This window comes from Planococcus circulans (genome assembly GCF_020023385.1).
Lineage (GTDB): Bacteria > Bacillota > Bacilli > Bacillales_A > Planococcaceae > Planococcus.
The window spans coordinates 53,589-79,031 of the sequence record NZ_JAIQCL010000013.1; the positions used below are offsets into that span (position 1 = coordinate 53,589).

The 25,443-nt window shown below is 40.1% G+C and carries 25 protein-coding genes and 1 riboswitch; of the genes, 1 reads left to right on the forward strand and 24 read right to left on the reverse strand.

Going from position 1 to position 25,443, the window contains the following annotated elements; all coding sequences use genetic code 11:
- Positions 1 to 513 precede the first annotated feature (513 nt).
- The 22 genes from K8U60_RS17230 to K8U60_RS17335 all read right to left on the reverse strand — a co-directional run bounded on the left by K8U60_RS17230 (position 514) and on the right by K8U60_RS17335 (position 22,612).
- Positions 514 to 1,620: a galactitol-1-phosphate 5-dehydrogenase gene (locus K8U60_RS17230; RefSeq protein WP_223643054.1), complete on the reverse strand. Its 1,107-nt coding sequence runs from the start codon at positions 1,618 to 1,620 to the stop codon at positions 514 to 516.
- A 42-nt stretch (positions 1,621 to 1,662) separates the two neighbouring features.
- On the reverse strand, positions 1,663 to 2,826 hold the full coding sequence (locus K8U60_RS17235) for a family 43 glycosylhydrolase (RefSeq protein ID WP_411730379.1): 1,164 nt from the start codon (positions 2,824 to 2,826) through the stop codon (positions 1,663 to 1,665).
- 49 nt (positions 2,827 to 2,875) lie between these two features.
- Complete coding sequence (locus K8U60_RS17240) at positions 2,876 to 3,493, reverse strand: YesL family protein (protein WP_223643058.1); 618 nt, start codon at positions 3,491 to 3,493, stop codon at positions 2,876 to 2,878.
- Positions 3,494 to 3,523: 30 nt separating this feature from the next.
- Positions 3,524 to 4,363 (reverse strand): carbohydrate ABC transporter permease, encoded by an 840-nt coding sequence (locus tag K8U60_RS17245; RefSeq protein ID WP_223643060.1) that lies wholly within the window; start codon positions 4,361 to 4,363, stop codon positions 3,524 to 3,526.
- Complete coding sequence (locus K8U60_RS17250; protein ID WP_223643062.1) at positions 4,364 to 5,317, reverse strand: carbohydrate ABC transporter permease; 954 nt, start codon at positions 5,315 to 5,317, stop codon at positions 4,364 to 4,366. It abuts the gene before it with no gap.
- A 116-nt stretch (positions 5,318 to 5,433) separates the two neighbouring features.
- Positions 5,434 to 6,774: an ABC transporter substrate-binding protein gene (locus K8U60_RS17255; protein ID WP_223643064.1), complete on the reverse strand. Its 1,341-nt coding sequence runs from the start codon at positions 6,772 to 6,774 to the stop codon at positions 5,434 to 5,436.
- A gap of 101 nt (positions 6,775 to 6,875) precedes the next feature.
- Positions 6,876 to 8,399 (reverse strand): arabinosylfuranosidase ArfA, encoded by a 1,524-nt coding sequence (gene arfA / locus K8U60_RS17260; RefSeq protein WP_223643066.1) that lies wholly within the window; start codon positions 8,397 to 8,399, stop codon positions 6,876 to 6,878.
- 294 nt (positions 8,400 to 8,693) lie between these two features.
- Positions 8,694 to 9,815 (reverse strand): GntR family transcriptional regulator, encoded by a 1,122-nt coding sequence (locus K8U60_RS17265; RefSeq protein ID WP_223643068.1) that lies wholly within the window; start codon positions 9,813 to 9,815, stop codon positions 8,694 to 8,696.
- Positions 9,816 to 9,966: 151 nt separating this feature from the next.
- A complete protein-coding gene (araA, locus tag K8U60_RS17270) occupies positions 9,967 to 11,451 on the reverse strand; it encodes an L-arabinose isomerase (protein WP_223643070.1) in 1,485 nt (494 codons plus the stop codon).
- Between the two features lie 18 nt (positions 11,452 to 11,469).
- Positions 11,470 to 13,158 (reverse strand): ribulokinase, encoded by a 1,689-nt coding sequence (locus K8U60_RS17275; protein ID WP_223643072.1) that lies wholly within the window; start codon positions 13,156 to 13,158, stop codon positions 11,470 to 11,472.
- 4 nt (positions 13,159 to 13,162) lie between these two features.
- Positions 13,163 to 13,864, reverse strand: coding sequence for an L-ribulose-5-phosphate 4-epimerase (araD, locus tag K8U60_RS17280; RefSeq protein WP_223643074.1), 702 nt, complete (start codon positions 13,862 to 13,864; stop codon positions 13,163 to 13,165).
- 400 nt (positions 13,865 to 14,264) lie between these two features.
- The gene (locus tag K8U60_RS17285; RefSeq protein WP_223643106.1) at positions 14,265 to 14,534 is read right to left on the reverse strand and encodes an OsmC family protein; all 270 of its coding nucleotides are present in this window, start codon (positions 14,532 to 14,534) and stop codon (positions 14,265 to 14,267) included.
- Positions 14,535 to 14,735: a hypothetical protein gene (locus K8U60_RS17290; RefSeq protein WP_223643076.1), complete on the reverse strand. Its 201-nt coding sequence runs from the start codon at positions 14,733 to 14,735 to the stop codon at positions 14,535 to 14,537.
- 191 nt (positions 14,736 to 14,926) lie between these two features.
- A complete protein-coding gene (gene tenA / locus K8U60_RS17295; protein WP_223643078.1) occupies positions 14,927 to 15,628 on the reverse strand; it encodes a thiaminase II in 702 nt (233 codons plus the stop codon).
- A gap of 144 nt (positions 15,629 to 15,772) precedes the next feature.
- Positions 15,773 to 15,875, reverse strand: a riboswitch (TPP riboswitch).
- Between the two features lie 247 nt (positions 15,876 to 16,122).
- Positions 16,123 to 16,980 (reverse strand): glycerophosphodiester phosphodiesterase, encoded by an 858-nt coding sequence (locus K8U60_RS17300; protein WP_223643080.1) that lies wholly within the window; start codon positions 16,978 to 16,980, stop codon positions 16,123 to 16,125.
- Between the two features lie 255 nt (positions 16,981 to 17,235).
- Positions 17,236 to 17,532 carry a TIGR04104 family putative zinc finger protein gene (locus K8U60_RS19200; protein WP_223643082.1) on the reverse strand — a complete coding sequence of 99 codons (297 nt, stop codon included), beginning with the start codon at positions 17,530 to 17,532 and terminating at the stop codon, positions 17,236 to 17,238.
- Positions 17,533 to 17,579: 47 nt separating this feature from the next.
- Entirely contained in the window at positions 17,580 to 17,801 is a 222-nt protein-coding gene (locus tag K8U60_RS17310; RefSeq protein WP_223643084.1) for a hypothetical protein, read from the reverse strand.
- Positions 17,802 to 18,087: 286 nt separating this feature from the next.
- The gene (locus K8U60_RS17315) at positions 18,088 to 18,849 is read right to left on the reverse strand and encodes a uracil-DNA glycosylase family protein (protein ID WP_223643086.1); all 762 of its coding nucleotides are present in this window, start codon (positions 18,847 to 18,849) and stop codon (positions 18,088 to 18,090) included.
- A 145-nt stretch (positions 18,850 to 18,994) separates the two neighbouring features.
- Positions 18,995 to 19,252 (reverse strand): hypothetical protein, encoded by a 258-nt coding sequence (locus K8U60_RS17320; RefSeq protein ID WP_223643088.1) that lies wholly within the window; start codon positions 19,250 to 19,252, stop codon positions 18,995 to 18,997.
- A 75-nt stretch (positions 19,253 to 19,327) separates the two neighbouring features.
- Positions 19,328 to 20,380, reverse strand: coding sequence for a PDDEXK family nuclease (locus K8U60_RS17325; RefSeq protein ID WP_223643090.1), 1,053 nt, complete (start codon positions 20,378 to 20,380; stop codon positions 19,328 to 19,330).
- 212 nt (positions 20,381 to 20,592) lie between these two features.
- Complete coding sequence (locus K8U60_RS17330) at positions 20,593 to 20,778, reverse strand: antitoxin VbhA family protein (RefSeq protein WP_223643092.1); 186 nt, start codon at positions 20,776 to 20,778, stop codon at positions 20,593 to 20,595.
- A 91-nt stretch (positions 20,779 to 20,869) separates the two neighbouring features.
- Complete coding sequence (locus K8U60_RS17335) at positions 20,870 to 22,612, reverse strand: GmrSD restriction endonuclease domain-containing protein (protein WP_223643094.1); 1,743 nt, start codon at positions 22,610 to 22,612, stop codon at positions 20,870 to 20,872.
- A gap of 152 nt (positions 22,613 to 22,764) precedes the next feature.
- Here K8U60_RS17335 and K8U60_RS17340 point away from each other — a divergent pair, with 152 nt between their 5' ends.
- The gene (locus K8U60_RS17340) at positions 22,765 to 23,751 is read left to right on the forward strand and encodes a hypothetical protein (protein ID WP_223643096.1); all 987 of its coding nucleotides are present in this window, start codon (positions 22,765 to 22,767) and stop codon (positions 23,749 to 23,751) included.
- Positions 23,752 to 24,000: 249 nt separating this feature from the next.
- On the opposite strand, the gene dut is transcribed toward K8U60_RS17340, so the two are convergent.
- Together dut and K8U60_RS17350 are read right to left on the reverse strand one after the other, a co-directional pair.
- A complete protein-coding gene (gene dut, locus K8U60_RS17345) occupies positions 24,001 to 24,438 on the reverse strand; it encodes a dUTP diphosphatase (RefSeq protein ID WP_223643098.1) in 438 nt (145 codons plus the stop codon).
- 12 nt (positions 24,439 to 24,450) lie between these two features.
- Positions 24,451 to 25,239 (reverse strand): dCTP deaminase domain-containing protein, encoded by a 789-nt coding sequence (locus tag K8U60_RS17350; protein ID WP_223643100.1) that lies wholly within the window; start codon positions 25,237 to 25,239, stop codon positions 24,451 to 24,453.
- Positions 25,240 to 25,443: the final 204 nt, after the last annotated feature.

The window sequence follows — 25,443 nt, forward strand, 5'->3', positions numbered from 1 at the left end:
ATTTTCTCCCTTCTTTCTCATGGTAATTGCACATTTGGCTTTTTCATGACAACACTTCCTGAATTGTTGGTTCATTGCAGTCCAGATCAATTTATCATATGGCCTGTGCCAAAGAGACGTTCACTTCTGTGCACCGTAAGCGGCATATAATTCCGAGAACTTGGACTTTAGTAAGTTAAGTTATGCTTTAAAAATGATTGTCCGATATGATTCCTTAAACTCAATTATACTACTGAGAAAAAATAATTTACAGACTGCTTACCCAGAATGTCTGCCTTGCACTGTTACATACCAAGGGAGGGAAATGGGAAAGGCATTCAGATAAGGAAAAACAGCAAGCAGACGAATGTAGGATTTATTGATGATGGAGACTGCTTCGGCAAAGAGGTGGCCGTTGTTAAAAAGTTAAGCACTTTATAAAAAGCAAAAAAGGACCAATTAAGGTCCTTTTTCTATCACGAAAAATTTTTCATATCTGCAGATTGTCTTTAGCGTGCTTTATAGACTTAAATTTTAGGACAAAGCCAAAACAATCTCTCTTTCTTTGTCGTCTATTTTTTGGTCTTCCCTATCCAAAGACACCAATACTTTATTGAAGCGAAGGCTTCTATCAGCCATTCCTTTGAAATATTCACCAACTTCATCAATGGTGATTTTATGGGAAATCATAGACTTGAATTCAAGTTCTCCTTTAGCCATAAAATCCAAGCTGGCCTTCCATGCAATTCCTGGATAAGGAGCTGAGTAAGAATTCCAGGATCCTTGAATCTTAAGTTCCCCCCGCATAATGTGATCCATCGTTTTTTCTTCCAGGTCTATACCGGTATGAGTGATTCCTAAAAAGATCACTCTCCCTTTTTTCTTAGCCGACAAGATGGATTGTTGTTGAGTGATGGAGCTGCCTGCAGTTTCAATTACGACATCTGCTCCTAATCCTGTATTTTTTATGATTTCTTCCACCGGATTACAAGATTTAGCATTGAATGTAAAGTTCGCACCGAGCTCTTTTGCCTTAACAAGCTTTTCTTCAAAAATATCCACCGCAATAATCTTAGCTGCGCCAAATATCCTTGCCCACTGGATTGTCAGCTGTCCAATAGGTCCACACCCCATCACGACCACTGTCTCACCGGGTTGTATGGCAGCTTTTTGCACCGCATGATAGGCAATTGTTGCCGGCTCTATCCCAGCAGCTGTTTCAAAATCTATACGATCATCGAGTTGCAGCACATGATTTTTAGGCGCTTTTACGTATTCTGCAAATGCACCATCACTTCCTGTACCAATAATAGTGTAATCATCACAAAGTCCGTAATTGCTTGATAAACAGTATTCACATTTATTACACGGAATGAGCGGTGCAACTACAACGCGATCTCCAACTGCAAGATGGCCAACATTTACGCCTTTCTTTTCCACTACTCCAGCAAACTCATGCCCCAGTATAAGCGGATATTTCCGGGCGCCATGTGACATGGCACGCGGAACATCTGAACCGCAAATTCCACAATACTTAACTTTTATCAATACCTCATCGTCATTAATTGAAGGGATATCTACAAGTTCGGTGTGAAATTCACCCAGTGAATGCAATACGGCCGCTTCCATTTTCCCATCCATTAAATCCCGTCCTTTTCACCAAGGGTCTGTAAAACTATATGATTACTTCACTTCAATAGAAGCAATTATTTTCCGATTAATCAGAAGCTCCGTTTGTCCAGGAAAGCCAAAAACAGGAGTTCCTTCTTCGCTCCAAAGTAATTGTTGTACACGGGCATGACGGTAATGGTCATACAGTGGATTGCCTTGGATTTCTTTATAAGGACGGGCGTGATAGACAAGCAAATCAGTTTCTCCGTCTTCTGCTACCGTAAAACTATTATGGCCAGGTCCATATTCTTCTGTTTTCTTATTTGATGTAAACACAGGTTCAGTCGATTTTGTCCATGATTCCGGATCCAGCAAATCACTATCGGCATCAGCCGTTAAAAGCCCCATAACATACCGGTCATCCGTTGCACTTCCCGAATAGGAAATGAATACTTTACCATTTCTGCTGATAAAAGCTGCACCTTCGTTTACAAAAAAGCCTTCCTGCTCCCACTCAAACTCTGGGGTTGATAAAAGCACCTGGTCGTTCTTTATCGACCATGGATTGCTCATTTCGGCAATGTAAAGATTTGAAATGGTGTCTTCCTCAACTTTTTGAGCCCAAACAAGATAACGTTTTCCATTATGCGCAAACGTCGTCGCATCCAATGAAAAGCTGTTAAAGTCCGTATTGACTTGCCCTTTTTCGCTCCACTCGCCTTCAAGCGGGTTCTCAGTCTCACACTCTAATACATAAGGCCTGATTGCCCATATGTCATCAATATCTCCAGCGGCATAATGGATGTACCATTTCCCATCAATATAATGAATTTCCGGTGCCCATATATGCAGAGACATGATGCCTTTTTCACGTTTAGTCCATATGACCGTTTCTTCTGCTTCCGTCAGGCCTTCGATTGATTGGGACCGCCTTAAAACAATGCGGTCATATTCAGGATAAGAACCTGTGAAATAATAATATCCGTCCGTATGTTTATAGATATAAGGATCAGCTCTTTGTTCGATGAGGGGATTAGGATATTCCAAAAGCTGTAGTTGTCCATGAACTTGGAACTTACCGGCTTCATTGTAATAATCCGTTAAAGACTCCTCCCATTTCACGGGAACTGATGCCTTATCACCGCTTTCAAATTCCACAAGGATATTTTCAGGTAAAACTGGTTCACTCCCGATGCGGGTTGTTATGACCGGTTCTTCAATCTTCAGCATCTGCAATCTCTCCTGTTTTTGTAATCTATTTCTTTTTCACTTTCTAGCAAAAGCTTTACGTTTTTACTTGTAACTTATTCAAAACTTGGGACGATAACCAGTACCACATACAAATAAATAAACTGATCGAGAAAAAAGGAATAATCCCTGGGTATGTGAGTGTCAGGTAGACTATTGAAAACATGACAGAATATATGGCGATCGTATAGTGAATTTTAACCAACCCGATGATTAACGCACTTTTCAGATGTTTAAACCATTGATTTTCAAATTGAATAAACAAAGGAAATGTCCAAGCGACTATAATAAGGTAAAAAAAAGTAATGAAATAGAAACCGAAAATCGTTCCAATCCATACACCATCATCAGTACCTTCGATAATCTTATAGTTAAGGAACAAGACCGCTCCAATTGAGGACAATGTCCATCCGATTTTGTTGGCATCTTTAAAGACTTCTTTATAATATTGCTTAAATAATTGCCTGGTAGGAATATCATGTTCTCCATCGAGCCATCTCTTCATTACTCTCAAAGCGGCAGCTGTTGCCGGGAATATTCCAAGTACAAAGAACCCACGGGCTGTATAGAAAAACCAGAACAAGTTTAAAACCACAAACCTGGTTACCCACTGAAGAATTGAATCTAGTGATGTGACTATCCCTTTGCCATTCATACTGCCACTCTCCAAGTTAAGAAATTCTTTCTATCCTTTAACGCCACCAACTGCCAATCCAGAAATAAAGAAGCGCTGGAAGTATATAAATAACACGACGATCGGAAGAATCGTCATAACAGACCCCGCAATCAATACATCGTAATTATTGCCGTATGGCGTAAGCAATGTCGCAAGTCCAACCGGCAACGTAAACATACTGTCCGACCTTAAAACCAAAAGCGGCCAAAGGAAGTTATTCCAGCTGTTCAACCCTTGTAAAATCGCCATAGCTGCGAAGGATGGCAGCATCAAAGGCATCATGATTTTAAAGAAGATACCGTACTCTGTAGTTCCATCCATTCGGGCGGCGTCCATCAATTCTTTGGGAAGCCCAAGTGCATATTGCCGGAAGAAAAACACGGCGATCGGTGCCACAATCAATGGAAGCATTACCGCAAAGTAGGTATCGATAAGCTGCAACGTGATCATCAATTTATATAACGGCAACATCAAAATTTCAAAAGGCACCATGATGATGAATAGCACGAGTGTGAATATGAAGTTCTTTCCTTTGAAATCATACATCGCCAATGCGTATCCCACCATTGAGGAAAAGAAGAGGGACAAGAAAATCACAAGTGATGAAACAATCAAGCTGTTGGCGTACCACTGCCAGTAGGAATCGGCTTGAGAGAAAATAAAAATATAGTTGCTTAAGCTTAAATCGCCTAGATCAAACGTCAAGCTCATTCCGCTCCGCATCAAATCTGATGATGGACGAAAAGAGGATACGATCAAACCGAATACCGGGAAAAGGGCTATAAAAGAGATAAAGACAAAACTTAAGTTGACGATCCATTTCAGGGCTTTATTTTTTTTCTTCTTCATCTATTCATCGCTCCTTTTAAAGGCTCCAGTAAGTATGAGTTGGATAAAGCTGACTGCGAAGATGATCAACATCAATACAATTCCGATAGCTGCTCCAAAGCCCATATCATTCTGTTGAATGCCTTCTTGATAGATATAGCCAATCACTGAAAGACCGATGTTTCCTGGTGAACTGGTTTCCCAGAAGACAAAGCTTTCTTCAAACATCCGAAAGCCGTTGATAATCGAAATGGTGACCACGAATATAGTAATCGGCTTCAAAAATGGCAATGTCACGTAGCGGAATTTCTTAAAGACATTGGCACCGTCAATATCTGCCGATTCGTATAATTCTTTAGGTACACTTTGCAACGCCGCCAAGAAGTATAGTACATTGACCCCCATCCAACGCCATGAAGCAAGGGTCACCATCAGGAACATCGCTGACCATGAGTTGTACCGCCAGTCGATGGCTTCCAGTCCAAAAAATGTAACAACCTGATTTGCTACTGCTGTGTCTGATTCCCCGAACATCATACGGAAAATCGTACCTGCGACAATAATGGAAGTTAGAGAAGGAATGAATAACGATGCTCTGAAAATCGTTTTAAACCTCACTAGCTTAGAATCTAAAAATACCGCTAACAGAATCGGAATGACCACTAAGATCACAACCGTAAAGATAACGTACAAAGTGGTATTTTTTAATGCTAGGAAAAACGTGGGGTTAAAAATGCGTTCATAATTGCTCAACCCGATAAATTCAACATTTCCTGGCAATACTCGCTGGAAACTCATGATGAATGCCTGGATTGTAGGGTAAAGAGTCAGTATTAAGAAGGATAAAATAAAAGGTGAAATAAATACATAAGGTGCCACTTTTTTTGAATTTAAAAACGCCAGTTTGCTTGGCTTTTTATAAACCCTTTCACTCGGTGCTTCTTCCAGCTTATTCGTTATAGGATCGTTTACCATTTTCAATCCTCCTTTTCTGTACTCAAGATCTTTGTACGTTCTCACTCAGTTACATAGAAAACCTATGACCGCCATACGAATATGGCAGTCCAGGCTTCAATTGCATTTATTCTAATTTAATCTGACTGCCTGCTTTTAACTGCCTCTGCAGCAGCCGTCAAAGCTTCTTGAGGTGTTTGCTTCTGTTCAACCAATACATTGTATAAAACAGTGCTTTCTACTTCTTGCTGCGCACTGCTATATTCTGGTGTGTAATAAATCGGTGCAATTTCTTCGCGTATTTCTGACAGCATATCGAAGATGCCGGTATGGAAGTAATCGTAGTATTTGTTGTCAGCTTTCATTTCTTCGTTGTCCCACACATCGAATCTTGGCGGATCGAAGCCTAGTACCGTCCATAATTTAACGTTTGCTTCTTCAGTTAATTTTGTATAAGCAAGGAACTCTTTTGCAAGATCAGCAGATTCGCTTTGGTTCGTGACTACAGTGGCAGTACCACCGATTCCTGCTGTTCTGTTCCCGCCTTCTTCCCAAACTGGAAGAGGTCTGATTTGCATTTTACCTTCCAGGTCTGGCATATAATCAATGAATCTGCCCATGTACCAGATCGGCATCATAAGAGATGCAGCTCCACCGTCGTTCATGAACCCGTAATATTCTTCAGAATGGTGGAAACCACCTGGTGCGGCTACTGCAATTTCATCTTTGTGGATCATATCTTGAAGGAATTGCAAAGTTTCAACGTTCACATCATTGTCCATGATCACTTCGCCATTTTCGTCAAAATAATTTGATCCTCTTTGGCTGATCAGTGGAAACAGAGAGAATTGTTCCGTTGTTTCAACTGTGGTCATTGATTTGCCTGTTTTCTCTGTAACTTGTTTACCAGCTTCTACATAATCGTCCCAAGTCACAATTGAATCGATATCGACGCCAGCTTCGTCCATGATTTCCTGGTTATAGTACATCACAGTAGCTCCTACATGATAATCGATGCCATAATAATTGCCGTCTTTTTCATACAGGTTAAAACGTTCCTCAACATTATTCTTAAGTTCAGGCTCCACGTACTCATTTAGAGGTTCTAATTGAACATCACCTTTTAAGAAGTTGGAAAATTGTCTGATTTCAATATCAGCTAAATCCGGTGCCCCTGTTCCAGACTGCAAGGCCAAAGACAAATTATTGTGCATTTGATCAAATGGATAAGTCTGTGCATTCAACTTGATTGGCTTGTCAGGGTTTTCTTCATTCCACTGTGTAGCAGAATCTTCAAATAGATCCATGTGCAGTTCATTGAATGTCCAAAAGCTTAATTCAGTAGCGCCTTCTATATCATCACCGACTGAAATTGCAGCATCTGCTTCACCGGCATCGCTCGAAGAGTCTCCGCCTCCACCACAAGCCGCAAGTATCAATACAAAAATCAATAGCATAAAACCAGTTAATTTCTTCAAATTAAATCCCCCTTGTGATTTTGAGTTTTGAACATTCCCCTACGTGCTTAAGGCTAATTTGCAACTAATTTAAAAGATTAAAAAGCCACCTCCTTTAAATTCTATTTTAGTTTATTAATTCCTTTTAAGCGGATCACATTCCAAGAAGTCTTCGATAAATTTACTTCCAGCAAACCGTCATTCAGTGTTGCGCTTCCGTTACTGTGAGGAGAAACCGCCTGATGACTCGCTGTATTTACTGCTTTTAAGTCTTCATTTTCGAGGACTACATGTTCCACGAGCCGGTAACCATCAAAACTCTTAACATTGCAGCTTATTGGAATGGCCTCTTGAAGATGCTTATTCACCATGAAAATGGTTACTTCTTCAGTCTCCTCGTTATAGACGGCTGCACAGTCAATATACGGAACATCAGTAAAGTCTTTGCTGTCGTATTTAGGAGAGTTTAAAATTGGTTGAAGCGAAATCCCTCTACCATATAACGACGCATGCATGTATGGATAAAAAATTGTTTGTTTCCATGACCGGCCATTGTTTTCAGTCATGATCGGCGCGATGACATTCACTAATTGTGCGAGACAAGCCATTTTCACTCGATCTGCATGCTGCAGGAACGTAATCAGCATACTGCCAACCAATAACGAATCTTCAAAGTTATAATGGTCTTCCAGTTGAGGAGGCGCAATTGTCCATGGCTCAATTTTTTGATCATTTTCTTTGGAATGGTACCAGACGTTCCACTCGTCGAAACTTAAATACATTGTTTTTCTACTCCGTTTTTTTGCCTTGATGTAATCACAAGTCGAAATGACTGTATTGATGAAATAGTCCATTTCCATATTTTTGGCTAAATAGTTGGCCGGATCGTTTGAGTAGTTTCCATAGTATTGATGGAGTGAGATGTAATCGACTTCTTCATAAGTATGGTCTAAGGTAGTTGCTTCATATTCCGGAAAAGTCGGCATATCTGAATTTGAACTGCCGCACGCTACCAATTCAATGGTTGGGTCCACCAGTCGCATGGCTTTGGCAGTTTCTTTCGCTAATCTTCCATATTCATGCGCAGTTTTTTGGCCTACTTGCCATGGCCCATCCATCTCATTTCCTAAACACCAGGTTTTGATATTGTGTGGTGCTTCGTAACCGTGCGACTTTCTTAAATCACTCCAATATGTACCACCGGGATGATTCGTATATTCAATCAGGTTCCTGGCTGCGTCAATTCCACGTGTCCCTAAATTGACTGCCATCATCACTTCAGAGTTCGTTTTTTTAGACCAATCAGCAAATTCGTTTGTTCCCATCTCATTGGTTTCAATCGTTCGCCAAGCCAATTCTAAACGCCGTGGACGATCTTCAACCGGGCCCACGCCATCTTCCCAATTATAGGAAGACAACATATTTCCGCCTGGATATCTGATGATCGGTACATTCAACTCTTTTACCAATTCAATAACATCTTTACGGAATCCTTGCTCATCCGCCAGCGGATGGCCGGGTTCATAAATACCACCATATACTGCTCTTCCTAAATGTTCGATGAATGACCCATAAATGCGTTCATCCACCTTCGCAATTTGATGGCTCTTATCCAATATAACCGTCGCTTTTAACGCTTCTGCCATAGCCTATCTCTCCTTTACATCAAAATCGCCTTACTGCCGCTTTAGAGCCTGTCTTCCGACAATTATAGATAGCGCTTTCATTTGAGCCAAAAAAATAATTGGAGGACTCCTTCTTCAACACGTTCGTATATCATGTTCAAATAATTCATCTTGTACGTACAATTAACTATAATACGAAACAAGACAATTTGCAACGGAATTTTCTGATTATTTTTAATTAAAAACAAAAAAACAGCATTTCTGTTTGATGGTATGCATCAAATAGAAATACCGCTTTAAGCTCTTAAGATATGGTTATACCTTCTCCAACAATTCCATATTTTTAGTCGAACTTCTGACGATAAGTTCTGGATCATAAATCATCGAACTGGCATTGTAATTACTGGTTTTATCATGTTTAGAATCAATAAGCGCAATAATAGCATTTGCGGCCAGCTCTCCCATTTCACTTTTCGGATGGACTATTGAAGTTAATTTCACTTCTGATATTTCAGCCAACATCGAGTCGTCGTGTCCCACAATCGAAATGTCTTCCGGAACTTTTATATTCTTGTTCCGCAATAACTCCAGCAGCATCATGGCAAGCTCGTCATTGTAGCAGACTAGTCCTGTAATGGAGCCATCGCTTGACGCCAGCAATTTCTGAAGCTCTTCCAAGGGTTTCGTCTGTTTTTCCTCTGTATTGTATGTGATGATATGTGTTTCTCTTACGGGGATATTATTTTGGCGGTGCGCTTTTAAAAAACCTTTCATCCGCTTGATGCCTTGCCTGTCATCTGTCTTAAAACAACCGACTATGTTTTTGTGGCCAAGCTTGATCAAATGTTCCGTCTGCAAAAAACCTCCTTTTTCATCATCCATAACGATGCTGATGGGCTCTAACTCATCATAGAAAGCATTGATCATAATATATGGAATATCAAGTTGTTCTAATTTTAAATAGAAAGAGATATTGGGGTTTGAAGAGCCGCTTTTTGTCGGTTCGACAATGACGCCATCAAACTGCTGGGACAGTATTTTTTCCAAAACGCCGCGTTCCATCTCGTGAGTATTGTTTGTGCTGAAAATACTGACTTGATAGCCTTCTTCGCTTAGTTTTGACTCTGCTCCCCTGATGATGGAAGGGAAAATATAATCTGAAAGGTACGTAGTTACGATTGCGATGCTTTTTTGGGAGTTCGTATTGTCGTTGCTTTTTAGGAGGCTTCTATCTGCACAAAACGTACCTGAACCCTGTTCACGATACAGCCAACCCGCTGATACTAGATCGCCGATCGCTAATCTGACCGTATGGCGGCTCACTCCAAATTCCTTCATCAATTCACTTTCTGAACTGATTTTTTGATTGGGCGTATAGATTCCATCGATTATGCGTGATTTAACCGCCCGCTTCACCATATTGTATTTAGTCGTCATATTGTCACCTCTTTTATAGGATCCAAATTAATGGACTGAACTTATTCGTATATGTTAAACATAGCATAATTAAAACGTAAATCAAATGAAGTCTTCTTTTAAAGATAAAGACTTGCCGATGTCGATTCGGCAAGTCTTTATAAGTAAGGCATTATTTCCACACAACCTGGCCGAGCTTCAATTCATTTCTCAACTGTCTGACAGACGTGTTTTCATCAATGATCACGCATTCGATGCCGGTCATATTGGCAAATTCGTATAATTGATCTGTCGTAACTTCAAGGGAGAAAACACTATGGTGCGCTCCGCCTGCATAGATCCACGATTCAGTCGCTTCACTTAATGAAGGCTCAGGCTTCCACAGAACCTTCGCAACAGGCAAGTTTGGCGTCTCTTCTTTAGGCCGCTCTGCTAGCACTTCATTTACGACGAGACGATACCTGCCTCGCAGTTCCACTAACGAAGCGACAACTGCCTTCCCTCCTTGTCCGTCAAAAACAAGTCGGGCCGGATCTTCTTTTCCGCCGATTCCAAGCGGATGCACAACGATTTTCGGTTTATTCGCAGCGATCGTCGGACAGATTTCGAGCATATGGGAACCTAAGATCATTTCGTTTCCTGGTTCTAGATGGTACGTATAATCTTCCATAAAGGATGTTCCTTTGTTTCCTGAGACGATTTTCATCGTGCGCAACAATGCCGCGGTCTTCCAGTCGCCTTCTCCAGCAAAGCCATAGCCTTGCGCCATCAGACGCTGTGCTGCGAGTCCTGGAAGCTGTTTCATGCCATGGAGATCTTCAAAATTCGTTGTAAAGGCGTTATAATTCCGGTCAGACAGGAACTTCTTCAATCCCAATTCGATTCGGGCTTGCTCCATGATTGATTCCCTAACCGCTCCCTGTTCTTCGGCTTCAGCAGGCAACTCATACAATTGCTCGTATTCTGCATATAAATTTTCGAGCTCTTCATCTGTGACCTTGTCCATTTCTTCAACTAAATCGCCGATCCCATAATAATCTACGGTCCACCCGAATTTAATCTGTGCTTCCACTTTATTGCCGTCTGTGACCGCGACATTCCGCATATTGTCACCAAAGCGGGCAACTCTGATGTTAAATCCTTCAGTAACTGCCACTGACGTTTTCATCCAATCGCTGATTTCATGGATGACTTGGTCCTTTTCCCAATGCCCAACGACCACTTTTCGGGCGATGTCCATTCTGGTGGCCATAAAACCGTACTCGCGATCGCCATGTGCTGATTGGTTCAAGTTCATGAAGTCCATGTCAATTTCCTGCCATGGAATATCCCGGTTAAACTGAGTCCCGAAATGAAGCAAAGGCTTTTGAAGTGCAGCAAGACCGGAAATCCACATTTTAGCCGGAGAAAAGGTATGCATCCACGTAATGATGCCTGCACAGTTTTCATCACTATTCGCTTCCATGATAATTTTACGGATATCATTTGAATTGGTTAGGACTGATTTGAAAACGATTTTATTTGGAATATTTTTATTGCTGTCCAACCCTTTGGCAATCGTCTTTGAGTTATTCTCTACTTCTTCGAGTGCCTCTTTGCCATAAAGGTGCTGACTTCCTGTTAAAAACCAAAATTCATAATCCCTGACTTCCAGCATAGTATTGCTTCCCCCTTATTATACGAATGCATTTTCTTGTTTTGCCATAAACCGAATCGCACGCATTCTTTTCATCATATCGTTTTCCCCACGCCCAAAATAATCATGAAGAATGGAATATTCTTTGTACAAACTCTCGTAAACAACCACATTCTCCGGAATCGGTGTGATGACTTTGTCTTTGATCCTTGCCATTTTACTCGTTGCTTCAAGAATCGAATCGAATCCGCCATTTGCTGAACCCGCAGCAAGCGCTCCGAACATGGCCGCACCCAAAGCCGGTGTCTGGTAGGAATCGGCAATTTTAATCACGCGATTCGTCACATCCGCATAGATTTGCATCAACAATTGATTTTTATGCGGCAAACCGCCGCAAACATAGATTTCGTTCACTGCTAGGCCATTGGCTGTAAAGGCATCGACAATTTTGCGCGTCCCAAATGCCGTCGATTCAAGCAAAGCCCGGTAAATCTCTTCAGGCTTTGTTTTTAAAGACATGCCGATCATCAACCCGCTCAGATCCGTATCGACCAATACAGACCGATTGCCGTTCCACCAGTCAAGCGCCAATAATCCCGTTTCACCCGGTCTGTACGCCGCCGCTTTTTTCTCCAGTAATTGATGGAGAGTCAAGCCTTCTTGGACAGCATCGTTTTCAACGGAACTCGATACCGCGTTGTCCACAAACCACGCAAACAGATCCCCGACTGCGGGTTGCCCGGCTTCATATCCAAACAACCCGGGAATGATGCCGTCTTCAACCACGCCGCACATGCCTTCCACTTCAACTTCTTTATCCCCTAAAAGCAAAGAACAAATGGAAGTACCCATGGTCATCACGAGTTTTCCGGGTTCAGTCACGCCCATAGCCGGGACTGATACATGCGCATCCACATTTCCGACAGCTACTGCTATGCCTGCTTTTAATCCCGTTGCTAATGCCATCGCTTCAGTCAACTCTCCAGCTTTTGTCCCAATGGGAACCACGTCTCCCCGAAGTTTCGTAGCAACCAGGTTCTCCAAGCGCGGATCCAAGGCTTTGAAGAATTCGTTCGACGGGTAGCCATCCTGTTTATGCCAGATCGATTTATATCCGGCAGTGCAGCTGTTACGAATTAAATTCCCGGTCAATTGTGAAGTTACCCAGTCTGTCGCTTCCACAAAACGGTCTGTTTTTTCATATATATCAGGAGCTTCGTTTAGAATTTGCCAGATTTTAGCGATCATCCATTCCGAGGAGATCTTTCCGCCATAACGGGCAAGGAACTTCTCTCCCCGCTGTTCCGCGATTTCATTTAATTGATTGGCTTCATCTTGTGCGGCATGATGCTTCCATAACTTCACCCAGCTATGGGGATTGTTTTTCAGTTCCAGATGATCGGACAAGGGCTCGCCCTCTGCGTCAATCGGCAGCATCGTACATGCTGTAAAGTCGATGCCGAGGCCAATGACTTGTTCAGCGTCTACTCCGGATTTCTGCAATACGTGAGGAATCGAGTTTTTCAACACCTCGATATAGTCCTGAGGATGCTGCAGCGCCCACTCATCTTCGAGCGGGATTCTCGTATTCGGCAAAATTTTGTCTATCACGCCGTGGCGGTAAGGTGTTACATGATCAGCAATTTCCTTGCCGGTTTCCAAAGAAACAAGGACAGCGCGGCCAGATTCCGTTCCATAATCGACTCCAATTGCATAATTAGTATTCATCCCATTAACCCCCTATTGTACTTTGGCCATAATATGCTGCCGCACCGTGTTTTCGTAAATAATGCTTATCCAGCAATCGCTGATCCATGCTGGATACATTCGGATTCAGTTGATACGTCTGCAACGCCATTTTCGCCACTTCTTCCAACACAACTGCATTATGGACGGCTTCATTTGGGTCTTTGCCCCATGAAAACGGCGCGTGGTTATGTACGAAGACACTTGGAATTTCATTTGGATTCTTGTCTTTGAACGTCTCGATGATGACTTTGCCTGTTTCAAGTTCATACGCTCCATTAATTTCCGCTTCCGTCATTGCCCGTGTGCAGGGAATAGTTCCATAAAAATAGTCCGCATGCGTAGTCCCCAAAGCCGGTAAACTTCTGCCGGATTGGGCCCAGCTTGTTGAGCACGGAGCATGGGTATGGACCACCCCTCCTATTTCCGGGAAATTCTGATACAAATAGATGTGCGTAGGTGTATCGGATGACGGTTTCAGATCTCCCTCTACAATATTGCCGGCTAAATCGACAACCACCATATCTTCTGCCGTCATTTCTTCATAGGAAACACCGCTTGGCTTAATGATGACAAGCCCTTCTTCCCGGCTGATACCGCTTACATTTCCCCACGTGAATGTCACCAGATTATGTTTCGACAAGGCTAAGTTCGCTTCCAGTACTTGTTTTTTCAGATCAGTTAACATTTAGTCATCCTCCTCCATATATACGTACAAGTAGTTTATTTATTCAATATTAACCTAAGATGTACGTATAATCAATAATGTATTTGTATTTTCAGAAAATAATTTAAAGGAATACAAAAAAACAGTGTAATTTCTGGATCGCGCTGCTGAACTTGAAGATAAAAAATAGGTAGAGAATTCCCTTTAGAATCCTCTACCCAGCTTTCCACTATTAAGTTATGAATTTTTTACCGGGTGGCAGTAAGAATCCCATTCCTGTTTGTTAAGCCGTTGAATTGACTTCGATATTTTACTGAAAGCCCTTTTTTGGTATATGTAAAAGAAATTACAGATAGTAAGTCATTGAAAAAGACCTGCTGTAAAACGGCAGGTCTTAAACACACACATAATTTCAATTTTGCTAATAGGTTTCAATATCCCACGAATGCTGGATGTCCACTGCTCCTTTAAGGGTTTGTGCTACAGGACAACCTTTATCAAAGACAGACAAAGCCCGTTCTGCCGCATCTTGTTTCCCATCCGGCACTTTCACATGATAGTGGGCTGTGATTTTTGTTACTTTCAATACGCCTTCTGGAGCTTCGATTGTCCCTTGAACATCTGCATGCACTTTATCTGGTGAAGTTGGTATATGACGCGCTTCCAGCGCGCCGGATAATGTCCCGACCAGTCAACCACCGGCAGCTGCCACAAGATGATCCAGTGTTGATGGATATTCCGGATCGGTCTCAACTCCATAAAACGCTTTTACTCCTCCGTGTACACCATACAAAACAGGTTCTTCAAAATCACCAATATACGCTTCACGTATTTTATTGGCTGTATCTTTTTGGATAATGGTTATTTTCGTCAACTCGATGGGTTCACTCACTTAATCATCTCCTTTTTCAAAGAATATCAATCAACTGACTTTGCTGCAAAAGACAACCTAAATACAATTTTATATTACCCTGCACAGCCAAACAGGAAACATTCTCAACTCCGGTAAAACGAAGCCTCCAGAGTAGCTGCGGGGAAGCTGGGTGCCGAATTCCACTGAAGCGTAGCCCTTGCCTCTGACGATCAAAGGGAGAAAAGCGGCTCTATTTCACTTCCTTGATGCTTCGGCCATTCTTCCAGCTTATAAGCCATATCAAAAAAGGCATATTCAAACTGACAGCTCAAGAAAAAGTAATTTTTCATATTCTGCTTCTCTTTTTCAGAAGCCTGTTCAGCCAGAATATCCAGTTTTCTTAGAAAAGCATTCATCCTGGGCTCTTCCTGCGCTCCGTAGAAGCTGATCCATTCATAAAAAGGATGTGACGGATCCGGTTCGAATTCTTTTAATATTCGCTCCCCAACATATAGATAAATCCACGGACACGGCATAGACACGGCAATCGCCTCACCCAGTGTGCCTGTATGAGAAACGATCAACATATGATTAATGTAATTTTGTGCGGTAGGAGCGAGTGGAAACCCTTGAAGATCCTCATAGCAGACCTCAGCAATATTGCAAAAATTGCGATGTGGATGGATTTCACTGTTCAGGATGAATCCAATACTCGTATTGAACATTTCCATCTCTTCACGGGTCTTGCACTTCGCCATTGCAAATGCCTTCGTCTGAATCATCGCGTTCAAATACTCATAATCCTGTTTAACGTAATGAATCAACTGTTCCTTTTCAACTTGCCCTTTTGCCACTCCTTGGATAAAGGGATGCTGGTAACACGCCTCAAAAATAGGTTCCGCTTCTTTACGTAATTGTTCTGAAAAACTCATCATCATACCTCCTAATTTTTATTAACAAGCATCCCCCAACCCATAGAAAAAGGCCGCTCCAAAAATGGAGCGGCCTCATCGATTATAGCGAAAGTTCCGGTTCGAACAAAAAACCGAATCTATAGGGACTACTTTTCAATAAACATTAAGCCGTCTCCACTTTCCTACGCTGGTGCTAACCAGATCAGGTTCAAAGGGATAAAGGAAACTCCTTATCTCAGCCATAACGGCACCCCTAGTGGATCACTTATTAAGTTGTCTTTACCATAGCATAGATTCTTGGAAGTACAAAGTATCTATTAGATAAAACTTCTTCCGATGCAAGGTCGAAAAGTTTTTCTGATTATCACAATTACTTCAGTAAGTTCACCACTGTTTATTGAATTGCAGATTGGAAAATCATAGCTTTATCCTATAAAAAGTCACTTTCTTAACGACTTTACCCAAATGCTTGTCGAATTCATACAAGGTTAAATAAAAGAGTTAGAGAATTATTAATTTTTTACGGGATGATGATAGACATGCTCCGGGTAATCTGTAATGATGCCATCTACATTCAAATCGAATAGACGCAAAGCCTGCTCTTGTGATCTTGACGTGTATGGATAGATGTCCATCCCCGCTTCATGAACATCACTAACCAGCTCATCTGTAACAATATTCATCGTTGGGTTGAAATAATCCGCGTAAGTTGCGAAGTGGGCTAATTGTTCTTCCGTTACATCCGCCCAACTGCCTCCTGTCAAAACGCCATGAGAGAGATTGGGTAAAAGCTCTTTCGATTTCTTCATGGATTCGTGGTTAAAGGATTGGATGATGATTTTATTATTATTCGCTATGCTCATATTTCGTTCGATCAAAGCATCCGCCATCTTCTCTTCCACTCCTGGATAAAGTTCCGGTGCCTTCAATTCAATCAGGATACCGACTTTTCCGCGAAATGCATCTAATACTTCCTCAAAAGTAGGAACACCTTCGCCTGCATAGGCTTCACTGAACCAGCTGCCGGCATCCAGCTGCCTAATTTCCTCTAATGTTAAGTCGCCCACTTTGCCGGTTCCATTTGTTGTACGGTTTACCGTAGTGTCGTGGATGACGACAAGCTCTCCATCTTTTGTCATTTGGACATCGATTTCGATATAATCCGACTTCATTTCAACTCCTTTTTGGAAAGCTTCCATCGTATTCTCTGGTGCATGTCCAGAAGCTCCGCGATGTGCGATGTTCACCATCTTCTGCTGTTCTTGTTTGGATATCGTCTTCCCTGTTTCTCCCTGTTCAGCTGCAAATGCAGGTCCGGTAAAGGCTGTCAATGCAAGGCTTGCCGCTAAAATAGTCATCATCCGTTTCATCTAATCACTCCTTATGTATTTGATAACTCAATCATAAGCAATGAATATATGGCTGGTATGAATAGAGCATTAAGAAAGGTTAAGAAAATGTAAATTAACGGAAATATTTTTCTTTTTCTCTTTAATCTCCAGCTGTCTTTTCTCTAATTTGCATGCAATCAGCGCAGAAAGAGAACATAAAAAACACCTCCAGAAGAAGAACTCTGAACTTACAGAATTCCTCACGAATTGAGGTGTTGGTTTTAATCCTTAAATTCACCAAAGCGGTTTTTGTTCATTTGATAGCTTAATGGTAAAAGGCATGTAGATAAGCATACCCAGAACGAATAAAGTAATAAAAGAAATAAAGACTATATTGTTTAAATCGTAAAAGGAATTTAAAAACACGATTAGGATCAAAGGAATAAAGGTAAATAAAGAAATTCCTTTTTGTGAACTTGGAGTGACATATTGTCGCTCTCCGCAATTGGGACAATTTTTGTTGTTCTTAAATCCAATGATAACTGTATCAGACCAACTCCATGGATGATTGCAGTTTTGACAGTTTGGCATCTCTTTCACTCCTTTCTTTTAGAACCCAAACTTACTCGAGGATATGTTTAAGTGGTATTCGACTTTTTCTGTGAAAAATAGAGAATTCCCATTACAACGGCAGGTATCATAGGCAGTGAAAATCCTAAATTTGTATAGAATAGGACTGGCGCTACAAATGTACCGCAGCCAAAAAGCAGTAACGCTAAAGATTTATCTTTAATGCCATAAATGAGCAATAAAACTCCTGCAATCCCTAATAGGATAAAAAATAAAATTATCCAATTCATACATTTCCACCCCCTAATAATTAATTATATTAGAGAAAAAGACTAACTACTTCCGATAGTAATGAATCTTCCGAACGTTCGGTTATTAACTTTAATTTCATTATATACTTTTTCCAGATAATAACCAATTATTCTTAGATTTCGATAAAAAAAGAACCCGATATAAGATTTTGAATCTCTCACATATCGGGGCATTCTGTTATACAATTTGTCTTGTAATTTTAAGTTTTGCGATAGCAAACGGGACTTGTTACTCTAATAAGCCCTTTTCATTTAACAGATAGTATTATTTCGCTACTGTCACACGTTGAAAATGATCGTTCAGCTTTTCTTCCATGGCGTCTTTGTTTTCGGCGAATTGTTTATGTCGATGGCCGTTGCCGCCTGATGGATGCGGGAAGCCTGAAAGGATATTTCCGGATGCAACCAGTCCCTGATCCGCCAGGTAATTCAAGGCATTCGAAACATTTACGCCCAGCGGAATGATCAATGCATCACTCAAAGTCTCCAGTTCTGTCGCAAAGTTTTCTGTAAGGTATTTCTTCAATATTTCGTTCTTCAATAGATTCGGTGTTGACCCGCTGTAGTTTTTGCCGTTGTGGAAAACAGGATATGCCAGAACCGAAGTCGTATGTACCAGGTGACTTGCTTCTTCAAACAACTCTAAGCTGGTGGACAAGCCCAGATGGCCGTTCAACCCGAGTTCGTCCAGCATCTTGACCAAATTCTTTCGCATGGTCCCTTCAAAACTGGAGTTGTTCTTCACTTGGCGAAGAATTTCCTCATCGTCTATTTCTGTCCCGACTGCATCAATTACAGTCGAAAAGGACTTTTTCATCTGATGCATGCCAGGCGTGATGCCAATAATGACCACTTTCGCCTCTTCATTTACATATTCAAACGGCGCGTAGTAGATCTCCAGCTTTTTCTTATCGTCTCTATCCAGTAAAAATGCCTCATTAATCAACGACTCGTCTGTATAGGAAGACGGTATGGATTGGATGGATTCTTTGTACTGCTGGAACTTTGCGTATTTTGCGATTGTCATGGATAAAACCCCTTTTTTTTAATGAAATTTAACTTTTTGTTATTTCATAACCTTTGATTTGATAGCCCAGTTCTTCAGCAGCGGCTTTGATACTTTTGTTGATTTTAGTAATAAATAGCTGGATGTCCGAAACCCCTTTAATTTATCATTGTGTTGAATACTTGATCTTCAATGTCGACCCTTTTCCTTTTGGAGGAGCTTGCAGGACATCATCACCGGTTTTCATGGCATCATACATTGCATCACAGCAAGACGCCATCCGGTGATTACCTGCGTCATTTCCGCCTACCATATTATGCAAATCTTTTGAAGTAACGATTAAATGCAATACACCGTTCTCTTTCGCATCGGCTTTTAGTTCTTCCAGTTTCTTTGTGAAGTCCTTTTTTGTAGGTATCATCATCTCACCCAATCTCTGATTTATCGTGGTTATTGAAATCTTTAAGTACAGAATTATCTCCGCTGCGTTACCACTACTCTATAAAGAATAATGGGGAGTCAGGAAATCGATAGTTGGCTGATGGTTCAGTTTACAGACGACATTTTGATTTGCGAATATCCCCGGCATTGTTACCGCAGCTTCTTTTGGAACAGCTTTCAGCCACTTGATGCCGACTGTCCAGTCTGCCAGCTCGGCATCTTCTTTGTTTCGCTCGATATTCGGCTGCTTTAATGGCTGGTCCAGTAGCAACGAACCTTCGCCATCCCATTCAAAATCCTTTACCATCACTGCACTTGACGTCACTTCCCCGAAACCGACGTAGCCGTGGCCTTTTAAGTATGCAAGGATGCGGTCTCCAGGCTTCAACTTCTTCATGGAACTGCTGTATCTTTTCCCCTGTCCGGCACTCATAAAGCCGTATTTTCTGCAGCCTTCCCAGCTTCGATGTTCTCCATCACCTACATTGACAAAGTACAAGCCAGACCACGGAACGGTTTTCTCCGATTGGGTTCTTACAGCAACTTCCTGGGGATCCATCAACCAGGTGCGGCCAAGGAATTCCTGTTCGCCTTCTTTAAAGAACTTAAAGAAGATGCAGTTGATATTCAGATTGTGTTCAGAAGACAAATAGCGTACGATTCTTTCTGAAGACGAATCCAGCTCGGATGCCATGATGACAATGCTATGCTCTTTGTTGAGCTCTTCTGGCAAGGACGATAAAAACCGTTCAGCAAATACATCAGCCAGGCTCTTGTCCAAATAGTTTAAAACAATCGACTCGATTTCTTTGTAGCTAAGGTCTTTCACCCACGACGCATAATCCAATGCCTGTGCCACGACATCCCTCGGCGTTTTGTCTTTTTTCAGCTCCAAAATCACCAGGTTGCCATCCGAATCCATTGCCAAGAGATCAATTCTGCCGCCATAAGGAGTAGCCACTTGCCGGCCGATAAGCAATAAATCCAAGTCGAGGATACCGATATCCTGCTCAATCCATTTTTCTAACCGATCTTCCTTGTCGAGCTTTGATCTGGATACTTCTTTCAAGCCGTTCGCTTCCACTTTCCACAAGTTCATATTTATCGTCATTAAGTAAACGCACCTCTCAATTTGAAAATTTAGGTCTTTCTGATCTATATTAGTAGAATATTGTAAATGCTCACTAATGTATTATACCTATTATTCAGTGAAGATATATCTTTCTCTTTCATCCCCACTTTTTTAAGATAAACAAAAACAGCCATCTTCGAAATCAAAAGATTTCGAAGGTGGCTACATAAAGATATGTATTAGCTGCTTTATCATTTGGTATATTTTTCAATGACCGCTTGCTTTACTTGGCTGGCAGTTATCTCACCAGTTTCATACTGCTCCAGCAAATTCTGCGTATACACAGTTGGCTTTCCGCCATTAATAGCTGCCAAGTCCACTGCAAATTCCACTCTTTTTTTGCGCTCTTCATACAGGTTTGAATTTACTGGTTTCATAAAAACACCCTCATAGTTTAATTCTTATAAGCGTTCAACAGGCTCTTTTGACTGTGATATTTTACTTTCTTCTAACTCTGCAGCATCTTTATTACTGACTAACTTTTGATTTTAAAACTTGGAGAAGGAGCTCTCTTCTTTGCTCAATGAATTCTTTGAAATTAACAATGCTTAGGTCTACATGAGGTATAAAATGCTTATTGAAATAATCATTTTTAGATTGGTCATCTTTGTAGACTTTATTGATCCATTCCTCAAAATCCTGATCTGATTTTTCTATATTAGGTATTCCTTCGAGCAATTGAAGATTAACAATCGAGTCGATATTCTCAAGAGCAAAATTGACTTCGTCTTCGGTCATACCACTTTTCACTAATTTCTTTTTCTTCATCAAGTTCTTAGCAAATATATGATCCACGTGGAATATATTTCTGAAATCTAGGCTCGGATACAAAAGTGCTAGCGTTGAGAAAGTTTGCTTTTGACCATATTTGTAAGTAAGTAAATTATAAAGTTCATCTTCATTGAAAGTGAACGATTTAGTGCCACCTTTAAATTTTTCAATGATAAGTTTCAGGGGAAACTCGTTATGATTCTCCATTAGGATTTTTCTAATCGGCACAATGACATTATCCGGCTGTCCACTAAAGGCTTGTTTTAACATCCCTAGCACAAGCCATTTTTTAACGAGTTGCCGATCATCTTTGTACTGCTGGGATTGCAAATACTGATGTGGCGATCCCTTCTTCATCAAATAGTATGCGATGGGAATTATGGCATTATTGGAAGTCAAAGTTTCTTGATTATAGCCAAAACTAGATACTAAATTGACTGCAAGTCTTATTGCCTCTTTAACATCATCCCAATTTTCTTCAATTTTCCTCATAGCTTTTTTATTGAAATTATGGACTTTAAAAGCAATGTCTCTAAAATCGCCAAGAACTAAACAAGACTTAAGAACGAAATCTTTATTGAAATTGAATCCGTTACCAATTTGATTTATCTCATCCACAAAAGAATTAATTTCTTGTCGAGCATCTTTGTCTTTCCACTGAGCAGTCGCTATCGAAAGCAATAAATCAGAATAACTTAGCTTCGTCCCACCGCTATTAACACGAATAAAAATATTCAGTACCTTTTCCAAATTCTGTTCTTCTTCTAAAAAGAAATTGATATTAGACTTTTCATTGATCGACTGATAAAGTTTATGCAATGTTTGATTCGCAAACAGTGCCTTTTCTTTTTCAATCGAACTCAAATCATGTTCAATCAAATACTGAGCAATTTCATATGTATCGTTAAAAGTTAGGATGTCTGAAACTTTAAACCAATACGCATCTTCATATTCATTAATTGCGTCTTCCGTCGTTAAAAATCGGAAATCGTATTTGATATCATACTCCTCAGAAGGGCCCAACAAATCAACATATAAATGCTGCGTAGGATATGCCAGCGGATTTTCGCGTCTCATTCTAGGTAATTTATATGTATAGGACCCTTTAAGCGCTATATACAAGGAAGTTAACCTTTGTTGTCCATCTAATATAGCGGTTACATCATCTTGTCCACTGACGCTCGCAATGGGGTTGTGACGATTGTTTTTTTCATGATAATTGCGAATGAACTCGTAAAACTGAAACTCTTTACTTTTATCTTTTTCAACGTTCCAAAAAAGGAAAGAGCCTACAGGATAGCCTTGCATCAATGAATCAAACAGTCTCTCAACTTGATCGGTGTCCCAAACAAACTCCCTTTGAATCGCCGGTAGAAGATATTTGTTTTTATGTATATTGTCTACTGTCTTTTTAATTGTAATGGGTGTCTGAAATGACATGGAAAGTCCTACCTTCTCTTATGTTTTTAAATAAATAAGCTGAAATTCTTTATTATGTATTTTAGTAAATGGTAACATATCCCTAAGTCATAATGACGAAAAGTTTAAAATTATCAATTCATTATTTTTCCATATTTCTTAGGAAAGGACTTATGCCTATGTATATAATTTCAGGTTCTACTTCAGAAAAGATTGAAGCAATCAGTTTTTCAGAACTGGATATCACGGAAAATCAAATTGAAGAATTACTGAGGAAAAACATTGAAATGATATGCGACGAGGAAGAATCCATGCTTGTTGTTGGCCAGCAAGTCCGCAACGCTTCGAACGGACGAAGCGATCTGACTGCCGTAGATGATAAGGGCAATATCGTATTGATCGAAATCAAACGAGACCGTAAAGATATAGAGAACCGCAAAGAAGCATTTGAATTCCAAGCGATTCGCTATGCTGCCAGTTATGCCACCATTGTGGACACGGAAGATCTAGTGAACAAAGTTTTCGGTCCCTATGTTGAAAAACATAGGTCTGAATATGATTATCCTTCTTTGACAAGCAGTGAACTGGGCACAAGAATTTTAAATAATTTCTTGGAAGTCAATTCAGCAATCGAACAATTTAACAAAAAACAGAAAATTATCTTGGCTGCTTCTGATTTTGACGAACAGACCTTATCAGCAGTTGCGTGGTTAAATGACAGTGGCGTGGATATTAGCTGCTTTAAACTGATCCCTTACAGAATTCAGGGATCAATTGTCTTTAATGTCGCCAAAATCTTACCTTTAAATGAATACACCGATTACTACGTAAACTTCTTAGAGAAAAGCATTTCAACCAAAAAACAGAAGTCTGGATTGACTAAGCGAGTATTACCTAAGATTGACGCTATGCTCGAGTGGGGTGTGGTAAAGCCTGGTGATACCATCAGAGCAAAAGACCGTGATGAGACAGCTATATTGTTGGATAACGGGCTTATTGAAACTAACGGGGTGATTTCCTCTATGCAGAAATGGTTAAAAGATTTATACGGCTGGTCTAGTATCCAAACCTATGTATTTGCTATTCATGCGGAGTCAGGGAAAACGTTAGCGGAAATACGACAGAAGTACATGGATGAGCAAAGTAAGAAAGAAATCTGAAAAACGAATGTTAGTTGAAAGAAAAGCCTTTTACCTCTTCCTCTCTCGTAAATGTAGGCCATTTAAAGATCACTTATTAAATCTAAAAATAAATATATTATGTACACTAAACGACAAACAACCACTTGCTACAGTTTCCCTTACTGCAGCGAGTGGTTAATTTTTTAACTATGCTTCTATATTCGCTTCAAACGATATTTGATTAAATCCATTGCAGTATGACAACTTTCGATATTTTTTAAATTGTTATTATTTATTTCCAGTTGAACCGAATCCACCAGCGCCTCTATCTGTCTTAGTTAGTTCACCTTCTACTTCCTCGATATCCATAGTTAAAATAGGTTTAATCACTATTTGAGCAATCTTCATATGTTTTTCTACGAAGAAGCTTTCTTTTCCGTGATTTATAAGTATTACACCTATTTCTCCTCTATATTCTTCATCAATAGTTCCTGGAGAATTTAATACAGTAATACTATGTTTTAATGCAAGACCACTTCTAGGTCTAATTTGGGCTTCTGTATTAGAAGGAAGTTGTATTGAGATACCTGTTTTAATTAATTTTACCTCTCCAGCTAATATTTCATTTTCTTCGTTAGAGAATAAATCAGCTCCTGCGTCTGTCTTATGTGCCTTTTCAGGTAGCTTCGCATCATGCTGAAGCTTTTTAATTAATAGTTTAGTCATATTTCACATTCCTCACTTTATTTTATTATGGATGGCAATAATTACTGTACCTACAATACCAGAAAAACCTACAAACGAGAAAAAATATGTAAGGTTATAAGCAATACTATCTTGCTCGAAAGTAGAAATACCGAAAATAGACAGAACTAATAACACAATAACTACAAAATAAAAGATAGAAAGAATCCAATTTACTTTAGTCTTGTCTTTAGTATTTATCAAGCTGTATTCTTCACTATTTTTCATTTTCTTCTCTAAGTTCTTTGGTTGCCTTTTCCAAGACTCATTAAAGTACTCTACAGCTTCATTATCATCCTTCACGCTAGGAACAAACTGATATAAGTAATCTAGTTGGCTAGAGTTATTATCTTGCTCTGCTGTAGTTTTTTTATTTAAATATTGAAACATTATAGAAACTATAGATTTATTCACACCAATCACAAGCGGCTTTTTAGAATGATTGTGAATAGTAATTAAGGAATGCCCTATCCACTCAGGATCTAAAGTAGTTCCTATATGTCCTCCTCCTTCAGAAACTAAAGCCACTTTTGAGTGATAACTTCCACATATTTTCGTTGATACCCATATAACTTCTTTTGTAGCTATTATAGCTGAATCATTAGAAGGTACGGTTATTTTGTCTCCATCAACCAAACTTTTGTTATCGTTGAGTGACCAAGCATATTTACTGGCTGTAAGATTATATGTGCTTCCTTTCAAATTATCAGTATTTAAAGGAAAGATTCTTATATTTCCCTTTTTAATTTCTTTTTTGATATCCACATTACTCAATACTGACACAAGCTCCTCCCCCCTTTCTATTTACATCTATTATACAATATTTATATCCTAAACTTTATATTTGTAAGAATTTTCTTAAATTATTATGGAATATATTTCGTGTAGCCAAAATATATTGATGCAAGCAAAGTTTTACCTAGACAATTATTTGGTGGGTTTTAACTGTTAATGCTATTTCATAATGACCAAAAGTTGATGGTATTG